Consider the following 15672-nt stretch of genomic DNA (forward strand, 5'->3'; position numbering starts at 1 on the left):
CCTTTTGAAATCAGTGTACCCGGCTTGCGCGGATTTTGCAAGAGTTTCCTTGCAAATGGGGCTGCGGTACACTATACTGAAAGAAATGAACCGATCACGGAGGCGATGACATGGCATACACAGACGATTGGGAGACCCTGATGAATGGAGTCTTCGGGCCGGGCGGCAGATTCAAGGCCGCCCCCGGCACCCCCGCCGAACCCCGGCAGCAGCCAAACAGCACTCTGAACGACCTGAACGCGGCGCTTCTGGAGCAGCAGAAGAAGCTGGACGCGATGCTCAAGGCCCAGTCGGCCCAGCTGAAGACGCAGGACACCGCCGCCGAGGCTGCGCTGGCCGACAGCCGCCAGATGCTGCGGGATATGGAGAACGACGGCCTGCTGGCCAAAGGCACCACCGACGTGAAACCTAAACATCTGGGCAGCTTCGAGGGGCTGGCCGACGAAGTCCGGCAGACCGTGCTGGGGCAGGACGCCTTTGTGGACGCGGTCGTCCGCGCCATGCGTCGGCCCTTTGTGCTGGGCACCGAGCGCCCGGCAGCACGCAATGTGATCCTGCTGTGCGGCGGAGCCGGTACGGGGCGGCACTTTGCGCTGGCAGAGACCGCCCGCATCATGGCGGCGCGGGGCCTGCTGCAAAACGACCAGATCGCCGCGCTCGACCTGGCGCTTTACGCGAATCCCGCCGCCGAAAAGCTCTTTTTGCTGGACCTCTACGCCGCGCTCCACGCCCCCGGGGAGATCGTGATCTTTGAGCATTACGAGAGCTGCTGTCCCAGCTTTCTGAAAACGCTGTCCGACCTGGCCGTCCGGGGCAGCGCCCCGCTCTCCAGCCGGTATATCGTCAACCGGGACGGCATTCTGATGGACGCCGGAACGGCCTTGGCCCCCGGCGCGGTCAGCCGTCTCGACCCCTGCGGCAAGTACCTCATCTTCTTCTCGAACAAGGGCCGCGCCGCCATGGCGGACAAGTTTGGCGCAGGCATGATCTCGGCGCTGGGCGACGTCTGCGAGACGACCGCCTACCAGCGGGCAGACCTTGCAGCGCTGGCGGCGCAGCAGCTGAATGCGCTGGCCCAGAAGGTGAGCGCACGCCTTGGGCTGACCCTCTCTGCCGGGGCCGATGTGCGGGACTATGTAGCCGCCCAGTGCACCCCCCAGAAGGGCGCAGCCGGGCTGTCCGGCTGCTGCGACCGTATCTTCCGCGCCCTGAGCGAATACTGCCTGCAAACGGACAAGCCGCTCACCGGCACCGTGACCCTGACCGCCGCCCCGGAGGGCCTGCTCTTCCACCTGAACGATGCCGCCCCGGCCCCGCTGTTCGACCTGCTGCCCGCCGCCTACACCGGCGCGCTGGATGAGATCCGGGCGGAGATCTCGGAGCTGGTCGGTCTGGCCCCAGTCAAGGAGTATGTGTTCGGTCTGGCGGATAACCTGCAGGTGCAGCAGCGCCGCGCGGCGGCAGGCTTCAAGACCGCCAGCCTTTCCATGCACATGATCTTCACCGGCAACCCGGGCACCGGCAAGACCACCATTGCCCGGCTGGTGGCAAAGTACCTCAAGGCCATCGGCGCGCTGAAGGGCGGTCAGCTGGTGGAAGTGACCCGTGCCGACCTTGTGGGCCGCTACACCGGCCACACCGCCCCGCTGACAAACAGCGTCATCGAGAGTGCCCTCGGCGGTGTGCTGTTTATCGATGAAGCCTACAGCCTCTACCGCGGCGAGCAGGACAGCTTTGGGCTCGAAGCCATCGACACCCTTGTGAAGGGCATGGAGGACCACCGGGACGAGCTGGTGGTCGTTCTGGCGGGCTACACCCGGGAGATGGAGGTGTTCCTTACCGCCAACAGCGGTCTTGCCAGCCGCTTCCCCAACAAGATCGAGTTCCCGGACTACACGGCAGACGAGCTGCTGCAGATCACCCACGTCCTCGCAAAAAACAAGGGCTACACCCTCTCGGAGGCCTGCGAGGAACCGCTGCGGAACTACTACGCCCGCCGTCAGGCCGACGACGCCCGCACCGCCGGCAACGGCCGTCTTGCCCGCAACACGCTGGAAAAGGCCATCTTCCACCAGAGCCGCCGCCTTGTGGCAGAACCTGCCGCCGAGCTGGATGTGCTCCTGCCGAGCGATTTAGAACTGGACGAATAATTGCAGAACCACGCAAACCGCGGCTGTCCCTCCTGTTTTGTTTATTCTGTCTTTGCTTCTGCTTCCAGCAGCGCGCGCTTCACGCTGATGAGGCTCTGCGGGCTCACCGAGAAGCTGCGCAGGCCCAGCTGCAGATACTGCACCGTGTTGGCCGGGTTGCCCACCGCAAGGCCGCAGATGGTCACGGGGATCTGGCCCGCGTCCGCCGCCTCCACGACCATGGTGATGAGCTTTTTCATGGCCTTGCTGGCCGGGCGGTAGTAGTGCTCGGCGATGGAGAGGTCGCGGTCCACGGCATGGGTGTACTGGATGAGATCGTTCGTCTCGATGACGAAGAACTCACACCCGTGGGCCACAAATTCTTCCGCCGTCAGGCAGGCCGACGGCACACTGAGCATGACGCCGAAGGGCATCTTCTCGTTGAAGCGCTCCCCCGCTCCCGCAGGTGCTCGCGGCAGCGCTCCACCACACGCATGGCTGCGTCCCAGTCCTCCACATTCGTCACCATGGGGAACATCACCCGCAGCGGGCCGCGGGCGGCGGCGCGCAGCAGCGCACAGAGCTGCGTCTCGAACTGGTGGGGCTGGCGCAGACTGTTGCGGATGCCCCGCAGGCCAAGCTTGGAAGACTGCAGGCCCTGATAGGCGTCGGAAATGGTGCGGTCTGAGCCAAAGTCGAAGGTGCGCACCGTGACCACCCCGCCCTTTGCCGCCGCCAGGCAGGAGTGATAGAACACATACTGTTCCTGCTCGTCCAGAATGCGGCCCGGCAGCATCATGTAGCCGGTGCGCAGCAGGCCCACGCCCTGTGCGCCGGACTGCATGGCCGTGTCGATGTCCTCCGGCCCAAAGCAGTTGGCCAGCAGCTCAAAGGGCTGGCCGTCCTTCGTCCGGCACGGCAAGGCGCAGACGCGGTTCATCTCCTCGTTCTCCCACTGCTTCTCGCAGATGCGGGACATCGCCTGCTGGCGGGTGACGGCATCCGGGTCGAGGATGCACTCGCCGTTGTCGGCATCCAGGATGGCCGTGCGGCCGTCGCAGTCGTCCAGAAAATCCCGGCCCACCTGCACGATGCCCGGGATATTCATTGCCCGGGCAATGATGGCCGCGTGGCTCTGGCCGCTGCCCTCTGCCGTGATGATGCCTAAAATCATGCCGGAGGGCACGCTGAACAGGTCGGTGGGCATCAGCCGCTCTGCCGCAAGGATCACCGGGTGATCCAGCGCCAGCCACATGCGGGGGCGGTTGGTCAGGATGTTCACCACGCGGCGGGCGGCATCAAGGATGTCCACGCTGCGCAGCTGCATATAGGCATTGTCTTCCATCTGGGCCAGCTGGTCGGCATAGCGGCGGCCGGCCCGGTCTACGGCTTCGGCTGCGCCGACGCCCGCCTTGATCTGGAACCGGACTTCGTTCATCATGCCCTCGTCGTCCAGCATCATGCTCTGGAACTGAAAAATGGCCTGTTCGGTGGGGCCGCTGCGCTCAGCCATCGAGTCCAGCTCGGCCTGTGCCGTCTTGACGGCCCGGTCCAGCAGCCGCTGTTCCCGGTCCGGGTTGAACGGCCCTGTGCCGAAGCTCTCGGTCCTGCGCTCCAGACGGCTCACCTGCCCCAGCACAAGGCCGGACGAGGCGGCATATCCCTGATAGACTTTCATTCCTCCGTCACCTCCGTCGGGGCAGGCGCAGTCAGGGTGCGCCAGACCAGCGCCTGCAAAAAGGTATTGGGCAGCAGCGCGGCCAGTGCGGCCCGCGCCGCGTTTCCGCTGCCCTCGAACAGCGGTTCAAACCCCTCGATGCGGGTACGGTCACAGGTCTCCAGAAACGCCTTTGCCAGCGTCTCCACGGTGTAATACCGGGTGGGGTCCACGCCCACATCCTCGGCGGCCGCTTCCAGCGGGGCCAGCTCTGCGTCCTGCATGTTGGCCAGCTTGAGCGCCAGGTCTGCCGTCAGTGTCACCGGGTACTTTGCCTTCACCGCCTTCTGCACAGCGTCGAACCGCTGCCGGAATGCGGCAGCATCCTGTGCGGTCTGCTCGTTCTTCGCCACCGCGTAGGCACAGCCGCGCAGCCGCCCGAAGGCCCGCAGGGTGTCGTAATAACCCAGCTCGATGTTGCGGCGGGCGGTGTCGGGGTCAAAGTGCAGGATATCGCCCAGCTCCCAGTAGCTGCGCACCATCACGGTGGGCAGGCCGGTGAGGTTGGGGCGGGTGATGCCCACGCCTTCCAGATCGACGCAGACCAGCTCCTCGGCCCCCATTTTCTGGGCCAGCGCCGTGGGCATGTTGTCGCTGTAGCCGCCATCCAGAAACTTGACCCCGTCGATCTCCCGCGCACGCAGCGCCGGGAAGCAGGCAGCGGAGGCCATCAGGTAGTCCTTGACCTTTCCTGCCGGGATCTCGTCCAGCGTCAGCTCCCGGGGCTTTAAGCCCCGCTGCTCCACCGTGACAAGGCCGAAGCGGATGGGAGCCGCGCGCAGGGCATCCTCGTCCAGCACCCGCTCCACGATCTCTTCCAGCGGGGTCACATCCATGCCGCCCGCGCGCACCACGTCCCGCAGGAACTGGTGCAGCTCGGTCAGGTTCCGGGTCTCCTCCGGCAGCTCCATCACATCCTTGCTGCGGATGGCCAGCCACATATCGCGGGCCGTCTCGTACTGGTCCAGCACGAACATGGCACCGTTCAGGCTGCCAACGCTGGTGCCGGTAATGATCTGCGGGTGCCAGTCCAGCTCCATCAGCGCGCGCCACACACCCACCTGATAGCTGCCCCTGGCTCCGCCGCCCGCCAGCACCAGCGCCTTTCTGGGGGTATCGTTCTGCGCCATCCAATACGCCTCCTTGTCGTCCGATTCAAACCTGCAAAAAGTATACCATATTTTCGGGAAAATTTCTCCCTGTTTTTGGAACAAAAAGCGTGGTATAATTTAGTAAATTATGACTGTGAGGAGGACTGCATGAACTGCAAGCAATGGATTTTTGATATGGACGGCACCCTGACCGACAGTATGACCGTGGTGTGGGAGAACGCCCCGCTGGCGCTGCTGCGCCGCTATGGCCGCACCCCAAAGGCCGACCTGCGCTCCACGCTCCTGAGCATGGGCATGGCGGATGGGGCACAGTACCTCATCCGCGAATACGCGCTGCCCCTGCGGCCGGAGGACTACTTCGGCGTGATGCGCGAGGTGATCGCCGAATTGTACGAGACCGTGGAGCTGAAGCCCGGTGTGCGGGAGCTGCTGGCCCGCCTCAAGGCCGAGGGCGCACGCATGTGCATCTGCTCCAACACCTGGAGCGACCAGTGCAAAACGGTGCTCACCCGCCTGGGTGTGGACGACTGCTTCGAGTTCTACATCGAAGCCCAGGGCCCCCTGCACAAGAGCCGCCCGGACGTCTTTTTCGCGGCCTTACAGCGCCTCGGCGGCACCGACCCACACGGCTGCGCCGTCTGCGAGGATTCCCTCTACGCGGCCCGCACCGCCCACGACGCAGGTTTTTACGTCATCGGCATCGCCGACGCCGCCAGCGCCGCCGATGAACCCGCCCTCCGCCGCATCAGCGACCAGTTCCTGACCCGGTGGGCGGAGTTGAAGTTCTGACAAAAAGAGGCTGTTGCACATCGTTTTAGCCGAAAGTGCAACAGCCTCTTTTCTATCTTTCTTCCGCTAACGCTTCGTGATAGTCTGCAAGGATTTGTTTCAGCGTAATGGACTTCATACTTGCGACCAAGTCCGCTTTCAGGGTATCGTAAGTTTTTCCCAGCACATTTCCAATATTTCGCCCTACCGGGCAGAATGGAGATGGCGAAACATGAATACCGATCATCTTATCAATGGCTTCCGGTTCTACAGCGAGACAAACACGATGCAAGCTGATCTCATCAGGCGGAAGAGCAAGCGCGGCCCCGCCCGTACCGGGCTTTACGGTGATGATCTTATCTTTTTTCAGCGCGCTGAGAATATTCCGGATGGTCACCGGGTTGCATCCTGTCGAGTGCGAAAGCAGTTCACTGGTCACCCGTTCTCGTTCTCCGTATTCCGAAAGAAAAATCAGGCAGTGAATTGCAACCGAACATTTATTGCTAATGTGCATCGGCGCAGACCTCCTACACTTATTTTATCGCATCTTTTTATGGCTGTAAACATTGACGTTACACCAGACAAGTGGTATACTTCGTCCCAAGATGTAGTGTTAAGTTTTACATCAAGGAGGATCTATTTATGAACTGCTTCCAACTCATTTTCAGTCCCACAGGTGGAACGGAGCGCGTTGCAAAGGCCCTGACCCAGAACTGGCCTGCTGTACAAACCATCGACTTGTCTGTACAAAACTTCACGGCACCTGCCATTTCATTTCATGAAGATGATCTTGTTCTGATCGCTCTGCCAGTTTTCGAAGGAATGGCACCCCAACCCGCCCTGGATCGGCTGGCCCTCTTACAAGGAAACGGTGCACGCTGTGCTCTAGCCGCAGTCTATGGCAACCGTGCCGTGGATAACGCACTGGCTCAGATGGAAGATCATGCTCAGAATGCTGGTTTCCACCCCATTGCCGCCGTTTCTGCCGTTGCTGCACACAGCCTGCTTCCCACATTTGCCATCGGACGCCCCGATGCCGCCGACTGTCAACAGTTGGCGGATTTTGGCAAACAGATCTTCGAAAAATTCAGTTCCGGTATCTGTACCTGTCCTCCGATTCCCGGAGAACACAACTGCAAAGAGAAACGGGCCGGGCTGATTCCCACCGTCGCCGTCAATTGCACATCCTGCGGCCTCTGTGCCCAAGCGTGTCCTGTAGGTGCCATCTCCTACAATGATTTCACCATCACCGACCCCGCCAAGTGTATCACCTGTATGCGCTGTGTTTCCCGCTGCCCAGTTCATGCACGCTCCGTGGACAGCGCCGTTGTAACACGGGTGACCGCTTTTCTCAAAGACCTTTGCTCCGACCGCAAACGCAACACACTCATTCTCTGAGGCGTCTTACCGTTCCAAAAACTTCCGGAAGGCTGCCCTCACGGCGGCTTCGCGGCCGCGGGGGATGGGGACGCGGGCACCGCTGCGCATCCACAGCTCCCCCACGGACAGCTGCGACGCCGCCGCCAGATTGACCACATAGGAGCGGTGCGGCTGCAAAAAACGCCCGTCTTCCAGCAGCGGCTTTGCTACCTCGGCAAAGGACACCCGCAGCGAAAGGGACACCACATCCTCGCCGCTGAGCAGATGGAAGTGCACCACATGGTGGGTGCACTCCAGATATTCGATGTCCGCAAAGGGGAGGGCCCGCAGGCCGGTCGCCGTCGTCACCGGGATGACGGGGCCGTACTCCGGCTCGGTGGCGCGATCCAGCAGGGCGGTGAGCTGTTCGGGCCGGAAGGGGATCTGCAAATACTGCATGGCATCCACCCGGAACGCCTCGTAGGCGTAGGCGGGCGTGTGGGCCAGAAAGGCCAGCGGTGCCCGCACCCCGCGCTGCCGCAGCTGTGCCGCCGCCTGCAGACCTGCCGCCGGGTTTGCCGCCGTCAGCTCGATGAGATACAGCTCGAACCGGCTGCCCGCGTCCTCTTTCCGGAGCAGTGCCCCCGCGTCCTCCAGCTGTTCCACGATGCAGGCGTCTGCCCGGCGGGCATAATATTCAAGGCAGTGCCGCTGCACCCGCCCCCGCAGCACCGCATCCGGGCTGCAGACCGCAATGTGAAAGATCATTTTTTCAATTCCTTCCTCCTGCCCGGCCTTCCGGGCGCTTGCATTTTGCGCCGCACGGGAGTATAGTTACTATAAAATCAGAAAAGGAGACGCCGCCATGAATCAGCCCCTTGTCAGCATCATCCTGCCCGTGTACAACGCCCAGAACCATCTGGCCCGCTGCGTGGGCAGCATCTGCGCACAGACCTATTCCAACATCGAGATCATCATCCTGAACGACGGTTCCAAGGACCAGAGCCTGCCCGTCTGCGAAGAGTTCCGCGCCAAAGACCCCCGCATCGTGCTGGTGGATAAGGAAAACTCCGGCGTAGCGGACACCCGCAACCTGGGCCTGAAGCTGGCCGGCGGCAAGTATGTGCAGTTCGTGGACAGCGACGACTACCTCGACCCGGACTTCACGGCCGCTCTCGTGGCCGCGGCCGAGGAGCACACCGCCGACCTCGTCATCGCACCTTACAAAATGGTCATCCCGGCGGGCGCTTCCAAGCCCGAACAGGTGCTCGATAAGATCCAGGACGAGCTGGGCGTCATGAGCGTCGCCCGGCCCCCGGAGATGCGGGAGTACGGCTTTCTGCCTGCAGGCGTTTATGACAAGGACACCTTTGCCCTGCGCCTGATGGAGAAGCCCGCATCCTTCTTCTACAGCGTGCTCTGGAACAAGCTCTACCGCCGCGACCTCCTGACCCGGAACGACATCCAGTTCGTCAGCGAGATGCACTGGGCCGAAGACCTCGTCTTCAACCTGCGGTATATCCAGTACGCCGAGACCTTCGTTTCCATCGGCAAGGCCGGTTATTACTACGTCCAGAACCCGCAGAGCATCTGCCACACGCAGGTCCACGTATCCACCGTGGTGCAGAACAAACTGCAGGTGTTCCGCTATTACAAAGACCTCTACACCCGCCTGGGCATGTATGAGGAGGTGCGCCCCCAGCTGTATAAATTTCTGGTGGACATCGCCGAGAGCACCTACCCCTCCGGCCCGTTCAAAAAGGCCATTGATGAGGCAAAAGCCTACTGGAAAGAGCACAAACCGGAACAGGAAGGATAACAAAAATCGAGAGGCCGATGGCCTCTCGATTTTCGTTATGAGAGGTTACGCTCCGATGGCGGCGCACTTCTTGGCCAGCCAGTCGCGCTCCTCCTCGGTCAGGCGGGGAGCGAGCTTTGTGAAGACCTCGCGGTGGTAGGCGTTCAGCCACTCGATCTCGTCCTTGGTCAGGATGCCGGGCACCACAGGCGAGGTGGCGATGGGCACAAAGGTCAGCGGGCGGAAGGCCAGGAAGGTACCGTACTGGTTATCGGCCTTGTGCACGCACACCAGCTCGTTCTCGATGCGGATGCCCACGAGGTCGGTCTCGTAAACGCCCGGCTCGTCGGTGACCACCATGCCGGGACGCATCCGGGTGGTGTTGCGGCTGTTCAGGGCATGGGGGCCCTCGTGCACATTGCCCACAAAGCTGACGCTGTGACCGGTGCCGCAGCGGTAGTTGATGAGGTGCCGCCACAGCGGTTCCCGGGCAATGGTGTCGATCATCTTACACTCGCAGTAATCCAGCCAGACGGCCTTGGCAAGGTCGATGTGGCTCTGCAGAGTCCATGTGTAGAAGCGCTTTTCGTCCTCGGTCAGCGGGCCAAGCGGGTAGGTGCGGGTGATGTCGGTAGTGCCGTCCATGTAGGTGGCACCGCTGTCCACCAGCAGAAAGCCTTTCTTTTCCAGCACAGCGTGATCTTCCGGGGTGGCGTGGTAGTGCATCATGGCTGCGTTGCCGCCGTAGGCCGCAATGGTGCCAAAGCTTTCCACGATGAACTTGTCCTGTGCCGAGCGGTACTTGTGGAGGATCTCATCCACGGTCAGCTCCGTCAGCTCTTCGCCTGCGGCCAGACGCTCTTCCAGCTCGATCTGGAACCGCACCATGGCCACGGCATCGCGCAGATGGGCCTCACGGTTGTGGTTCAGCTCGGTCTCGTTCTTGACGCCCTTCATCGGCAGCAGGGGGTCGGCCTCGTCCTTGACGGTCAGGACCGGGTTGTTGCGCAGGGTCTCATAGACCGCATAGTTGACGGAAGCCGGGTCGGCCAGAACGGTCTGGGCCTCGGTCTCTGCAGCCAGGAAGGTGAGGACGTCGTCATATTCGGCGATCTCGACGCCGTTCTCCTTCAGCTCGGCAGCGGCCTCCGCGCCCAGACGACGGGTGTTGATGAAGAGGACGGCACGGTCCCCGGTCACATAGCAGTAGGCCATGGCATAGGGAGTGCACTCAATATCCATGGCGCGCAGGTTCAAAAGCCATGCCAGATTATCCAGCTTGCCCACAAACTGAGCGGTGCAGCCTAGCTCCTTGAGCTTGCTGCGCAGCTGATCCAGCTTTTCCGCCGGGGAGAAGCCCGCATATTCCTTCGGCAGGATCCACGCTGGGGTATCCGGCAGGGCAGGGCGGCCCTCCGTCCACAGCTCGTCCTCAAGGTTCAGGGTCTTGATGGTGCCGTGCTTGGCGTCCAGCGCTTTCTGTACGCTGCGCACCAGCTGGCAGGAAGCGGTCAGGCCGCACAGGCCCAGCACACCGCCTTCCGGCAGGGCATCGGCGCAGTATTCCTCCACGGTGGGCACGCCGGGTTCCCCCATGCGCTGCAGCTTGATCTCGGTACCCGCAATTTCCTTCTCGGCCTGCACAAAATAACGGCCGTCGGCCCACAGGGCGCTCTCGGTGCGGGTGACCACGAAGTTGGAGTTCTCGCCGTGGAACCCGGAGAAATAGGTCAGGGAGGTGTAGTGGTCGGGCAGATACTCGCTGGAGTGCGGGTCGCCCACCGGGATGAGGTAGAGGTCCACGCCATTGGCGTCCATGGCGGCGCGCAGCGCAGCCAGACGCTCAGGGACTGTATTCATGCTCATGATAAAAGCCTTCTTTCTTACACTTGCACTTGCCGGAAAAACGTCCGGCGGCGGTTCTCGCTGGCTCCTATTGTATCATTCCGGCGCACGGATTGCAATTGCCCCGGCCGTTTTACTCCAACGGGGTGAAACGGCGCTTATTCGTCCTCCGTCTTTGATTTCAGATCCAGCTCCGGCATCAGCTCCTCGCTGATGATGGTGAGCATCTGTTCCATTTTGTCCACGTCCTCGGCGGGGAAGCGCTCCCGCACACGCTCCACCACAGTGTGCAGATAGGAATAGCTGATGTTGTAGTAATCGATATACTTCTGGGTGGGGCGCAGGTGATACTCGCGCCGGTCGGTGGTGGACTGGATCTTTTCCACATAGCCCTTCTTCACCAGACTGCCGATCTTATACGCCGCGTTGGGGGTGGAGATCTGCATCATGCGGGAAAACTCCGCAATGGTGGGTTCGCCCATGGCCATGATGCCCTCCATGCAGAAGGACTCCACCGTGGTCAGCGTGGCTTCCCGGGTGGCAAAACGCTGAAAAATGTTCTGGTAGAAATGCAGCTTGAATTTGGTGTATACGTCGTTGAATGCTTTTTCCAGCATGGTGCGGCTCCTTCCGATCGCTCAATTTCCTTTAGTATACCATGTTTTTTCCCAGAAGCAACGGAATTTTTCCGTTTTGAAACAAAGGGCCCCCCAGCCCATGCAGGCCGGGAGGTCCTTTGCGTTAAGGGGGGACGCTCACTGCGTCGGGGATGTTCAGGTGGTGCCGAGGAGCTTTTTGAGCCGGAGCCATGCGCCGAAGACGTCCATCTTGGTGACATAATGGTCCGGGTCAAAGAAGGACGCATCCTCCTTGTCGGCCGCGTCCATCAGGCCGTTCTGGACCGCCCAGCGGGTGGCCTTTTGCAGCTCGATCTCTTCGGCGGGGATATCGCCGTAAAGGGTGGGCAGAGCCACCTCCGGTTTGCCTGCGGTCTCCCACAGGAGCAGCGCCAGCGCACGGCGGTCGGTCGGCACCGGCACCCCCTGGGGCAGCGCATTGGCGAGGTAGAGGTCTACGCCCAGGCTCACGCCCTGCCACACCACAATGCCTGCGGCTGCGCCGCCCACCGCGATGGTCGCCGCCGTTGCCAGCGGAGAGGGCGCTGCGTCCTCGATGATCTCCGCCGAGCGGTACTGCGCCCGGATGGTCACATCTTCGGGGGGCATCCGGAAGGTCATGGCCTCGGCCCGGTAATCGACGTTGATATCGCCGCTGAGCTTGTCCGACGAAATGCTCCACAGGTCAAACGTCATGCCGTCCGGAATGTCGTTCTGGTCCAGCACCACGGTCAGGGTGTCGTTCTCCTTGGCGGAAACGGACGTCTTGCCGTCGATCGTGCCGCCGATGACGGTCACGGTGTAGGTGGTGGGTTCCGGTTCAGGTTCCGGTTGAGGCTCCGGATTGGGTTTCGGCGTCGGTTCAGGTTCCGGTTCCGGTTTCGGCTCCGGTTCCGGTTCGGGTTCCGGTTTCGGCTCCGGTTCCGGCTTGGTGATGAGCTCGCCGTTCAGCACCACGTCATCGTCCGGCATGGTAAAGGTCACGGTCTTCTTGTCGACGCCGTAGCTGCTTTCTGCGATGGTCTGGCCGTTCAGGCTGAAAATCTCGGTGTCGGCAGTGATGGTCACTTCCTTCGTCGTGGCATTGCTGGTCACGACGTAGGGGGCCCACTCCGCAGGCACACCGTTGACTTTCTCGATCTTGGCACCGGAGGCCACGGTGATGGAGCGGAGATCTGTTACCCCGTCCAAACCTGTGTTGCCGTTGAATATGCCGCCGTTCACGGTGCCGCCGTTGTTGCTCACACTGCCCGCGAAGGTGCCGCCAGAGATCGTTCCGTTGGTGTTGTTTTCCACTGTTCCTTCAAAGGTGCCGTTCTCTATGGTTCTGTTGTTTATCACCCTGCACATGTTCTTGAAGGTGCCGTTTTCGATAATGCCGTTATTCTCGACAGCGCCGTGGAACGTGCCCTTCTCGATGGTGCCCATGATCGTATTGTCGACCGGGCCGTGGAAGGTGCCGCCCAGAATGTGGCTATTGTTGATCACTTTGCCGTTGAACTCGCCGCCCGTGATGGCCGTCGGCTTGCCCACAAAGACGTTGCACTCCACCGCCGAACCATCTCCGATGGTGCTGAAATCGAACAGCCCGTCCGTCAGAAGCAGCATGTCGCCATTGGTCGGGTCATTGGGGATGTACTCCCAGCCGTCGCCCTTGCAGGGGGTTTTGCCGCCGTTGGAATCCTTCGGCCAGCCGTTCTCCATGACGAGGTCGGTGCTGGTGATCGCTTTGTTCAGCACCACGTCATCGTCCGGCATGGTGAAGGTCACGATCGTCTTGTCGCTGCCGTAGCTGCTGTTGCAGTTGCCATCGCCGATGGGCTTGCCGTTCAGGCTGAAGATCTCGGTGCTGGCGGTGATGATTACTTCATTCGTCGTGGCATTTTCGGTCACGACGACGTAGGGGTCCCAATCCGCAGACATACCGTTGACTTCCTTGATCTTGGCACCGGAGGCCACGGTGATGGAGTGGAGACCTGTTACGTTGGTTAGAGTTGCATTGCCGTTGAACACGCCGCCAAAGATTCTTCCGTGGTCCTTGCTTGTCACACTGCTCTTGAAGGTTCCTCCGGTGATCATTCCGTTGTAGTTTGACACTTTTTCATGGAAGGTTCCACCAGAGATTACTCCTAGGTCGTTGTTTATCACTTCTCCCTCAAAGGTGCCGCCGGTAATTTTCACACGCAATTGAGTCTCAACCGCGCACGCCACAGGCTCTGCCCCCGCTCCATTACTGTTTTGGGGATAGGTGTAACTGAAATCATACGTTCCATCCGTCAGAGTCAGTTTGCCTTTCGGGTTCGACGTGTCTTTTTTACTGTAAGTCCAGCCGTTGCCCTTGCAGGGGGTGGTGCCGCCGTTGGAAGCCTCCGGATAACCGCCCTTCATCACGAGGTTGGTGCAGGTGATCGCTCCGCTCAGCACCGCGTCCTTGTCCGGCATGGTAAAGGTCACGGTCGTCTTGTCGTTTTTATTGGGGTAGTTGCTTTCGTCGATGGGCTGGCCGTTCAGGCTGTAGATGTTGGTATCGGCGGTGATGGTCACGGTGGTGTCTTTGTAGGCGTAGGGGGCCCAATTCGCAGACACACCGTTGACTTTCTCGATCTTGGCTTTGGAGGAGGCTGCATCCCAAGTGATGTTGTGGCCACCTGTTACGTCGGTTAGAGTTGCATTACGGTTGAACACGCCACCGTATATGTCACACTTATTTTCCACACTGCCCGCGAAGGTGCCGCCAGTGATGGTGCCCCAGTTTGTCACACTGCCCGTGCTTTGGAAGGTTCCGCCAGAGATTGTTCCGTCGCTGTTGTACACTGTTCCACTGAAGATGCCTTTGGTGATCGTTGCGGCGATGATTTTCACTGCCTCATTGAAGGTGCCGCCGGTGATCGTCGTACGCGACTGAATCTTGCACTTCACAGGCTCTGTGGTACTGAGATCAAACGTTCCAGCACTCAGATACAGTGTGCCCTTGTAATTACTGTACTCCCAATCGTTGCCACTGCAAAAGTCTTGTCCGCCGTTGGAGCCGACCGGGTAGCCGTCCGAGCCGATGACGAGTTCGCCGGTGCTGAGCACCACGTTCTCGTCCAGCATGGTGAATTTCACGGTCTTCTTGTCGCCGTTGACGCGGTCGTTCGTGCCGAGGCGCTTGCCGTTCAGGCTGTATATCTCGGTGTCGGCAGTGATGGTCACTTCCTTCGTCTTGCCCGATTCGATCACGACGTAGGGGTCCCAAACCGCAGGCACATCGTTGACTTTCTTGATCTTGGCATCGGAGGAGGCCGCATCCCAAGTGATGGAGTGGAGACCTGTTACCCCGGTCAGCTCCTTATCGCCGTTGAACACGCCGCCAGTCACGCTGCCGTCGTTCCTAGACAGGCCCGCCGCGAAGGTGCCGCCGGTGATTATTCCGTTGCCGTTTAACACTGTTCCCTTAAAGGTTCCACCAGAGATTTCTCCTCCGTCGTTGTTTATCACTTCTTGCTCAAAGGTGCCGTTAGTGATGTTTCCTCCTTGGTTGTTTGACACTTCTCCATTGAAGGTGCCTTTCTCGATGGTACCGCCGTTCGTCACGAGTTTTTCAAAGGTGCCGCCATAGATCATTCCGTTGCCGTTGTTTGTCACACTGCCTGCGAAGGTTCCGCCATTGATTTTTCCGTCGGCTTCGTTTGTCACTGTTCCTTCAAAGGTGCCATCGATGATGTTGCTGTTGTTTATCACACTGCACCCGTTCTGGAAGGTACCACCGCTGATAGTGTTATTGTTTGTCACACTGCACCCGTTCTGGAAGGTACCACCGCTGATGGTGCTGTTGTTTGTCACGATTCCCTCAAAGGTGCCGTTGCCCATGATGGTGCCGTTGCTTGTCACTTTTCCCTCAAAGGTGCCGTTGCCCATGATGGTGCCGTCGTTTGTCACACTGCACGTGTTCTGGAAGGTACCACCGCTGATGGTGCCGTAGTTTTTCACTTCTCCCGCACTGCCGCCTGTGAAGATGCCGCCGGTAATTTCCGCCCTCGATTGAATCTCAATCTTGCACCGCACAGCCTGATTGGTAGGCTTTCCTGTCTTGGTTTTTGGATTGGTGTTGCTGAAATCATACGTTCCACTCGTCAGAGTCAGTGTCTTGGTGATGTCATCATAGCTCCAGTCACTGCCACTGGTGCCGACCGGGAAACCGCCCTGCATGACGAGGTCTTGGTTGGGGTCTGCTGCGAAGGCCCCCAGGGGGAACACGGAGAGCACCATGCTCAGTGCCAGGATCAGGCTGAGAATGCGTTTTTTCATTGGGGTCGTCCTCCTCTTCTGCCAAAGGCTGCACGGT

10 protein-coding genes and 1 pseudogene are annotated in these 15672 nt (G+C 60.5%); 4 read left to right on the plus strand and 7 right to left on the minus strand.

Going from position 1 to position 15672, the window contains the following annotated elements:
* Window positions 1–110 precede the first annotated feature (110 nt).
* Window positions 111–2150 (plus strand): AAA family ATPase, encoded by a 2040-nt coding sequence (locus tag ACNQFG_RS01560; RefSeq protein ID WP_423405761.1) that lies wholly within the window; start codon window positions 111–113, stop codon window positions 2148–2150.
* Window positions 2151–2191: 41 nt separating this feature from the next.
* On the opposite strand, the pseudogene ACNQFG_RS01565 reads toward ACNQFG_RS01560, so the two are convergent.
* Window positions 2192–3807: pseudogene (locus tag ACNQFG_RS01565) on the minus strand (phosphoenolpyruvate--protein phosphotransferase).
* Window positions 3804–4976: a patatin-like phospholipase family protein gene (locus ACNQFG_RS01570; protein ID WP_423405762.1), complete on the minus strand. Its 1173-nt coding sequence runs from the start codon at window positions 4974–4976 to the stop codon at window positions 3804–3806. The pseudogene ACNQFG_RS01565 and the gene ACNQFG_RS01570 overlap by 4 nt, the downstream one beginning before the upstream one ends.
* A gap of 129 nt (window positions 4977–5105) precedes the next feature.
* On the opposite strand from ACNQFG_RS01570, the gene ACNQFG_RS01575 reads away from it, so the two are divergent.
* The gene (locus ACNQFG_RS01575) at window positions 5106–5747 is read left to right on the plus strand and encodes an HAD family hydrolase (protein ID WP_423405763.1); all 642 of its coding nucleotides are present in this window, start codon (window positions 5106–5108) and stop codon (window positions 5745–5747) included.
* A 52-nt stretch (window positions 5748–5799) separates the two neighbouring features.
* Here ACNQFG_RS01575 and ACNQFG_RS01580 read toward each other — a convergent pair whose 3' ends face one another.
* Entirely contained in the window at window positions 5800–6240 is a 441-nt protein-coding gene (locus tag ACNQFG_RS01580; RefSeq protein WP_302275053.1) for an RrF2 family transcriptional regulator, read from the minus strand.
* Window positions 6241–6368: 128 nt separating this feature from the next.
* Between ACNQFG_RS01580 and ACNQFG_RS01585 the strand changes: the two genes are divergently transcribed.
* Window positions 6369–7124, plus strand: a complete 756-nt coding sequence (locus ACNQFG_RS01585; protein WP_423405764.1) for a 4Fe-4S binding protein — start codon at window positions 6369–6371, stop codon at window positions 7122–7124.
* 6 nt (window positions 7125–7130) lie between these two features.
* On the opposite strand, the gene ACNQFG_RS01590 is transcribed toward ACNQFG_RS01585, so the two are convergent.
* Window positions 7131–7853 carry a LytR/AlgR family response regulator transcription factor gene (locus ACNQFG_RS01590; protein ID WP_423405765.1) on the minus strand — a complete coding sequence of 241 codons (723 nt, stop codon included), beginning with the start codon at window positions 7851–7853 and terminating at the stop codon, window positions 7131–7133.
* Window positions 7854–7950: 97 nt separating this feature from the next.
* Between ACNQFG_RS01590 and ACNQFG_RS01595 the strand changes: the two genes are divergently transcribed.
* Window positions 7951–8904, plus strand: a complete 954-nt coding sequence (locus tag ACNQFG_RS01595) for a glycosyltransferase family 2 protein (protein WP_423405766.1) — start codon at window positions 7951–7953, stop codon at window positions 8902–8904.
* Between the two features lie 45 nt (window positions 8905–8949).
* Here ACNQFG_RS01595 and ACNQFG_RS01600 read toward each other — a convergent pair whose 3' ends face one another.
* The 3 genes from ACNQFG_RS01600 to ACNQFG_RS01610 all read right to left on the minus strand — a co-directional run bounded on the left by ACNQFG_RS01600 (window position 8950) and on the right by ACNQFG_RS01610 (window position 15635).
* On the minus strand, window positions 8950–10749 hold the full coding sequence (locus tag ACNQFG_RS01600; protein ID WP_423405767.1) for an aminopeptidase P family N-terminal domain-containing protein: 1800 nt from the start codon (window positions 10747–10749) through the stop codon (window positions 8950–8952).
* 137 nt (window positions 10750–10886) lie between these two features.
* Window positions 10887–11345 (minus strand): MarR family winged helix-turn-helix transcriptional regulator, encoded by a 459-nt coding sequence (locus ACNQFG_RS01605; RefSeq protein WP_423405768.1) that lies wholly within the window; start codon window positions 11343–11345, stop codon window positions 10887–10889.
* Between the two features lie 156 nt (window positions 11346–11501).
* A complete protein-coding gene (locus ACNQFG_RS01610) occupies window positions 11502–15635 on the minus strand; it encodes a hypothetical protein (protein ID WP_423405769.1) in 4134 nt (1377 codons plus the stop codon).
* Window positions 15636–15672 lie beyond the last annotated feature (37 nt).

It is taken from the genome of Faecalibacterium prausnitzii, assembly GCF_049532945.1.
Classification (GTDB): domain Bacteria; phylum Bacillota; class Clostridia; order Oscillospirales; family Ruminococcaceae; genus Faecalibacterium; species Faecalibacterium prausnitzii_N.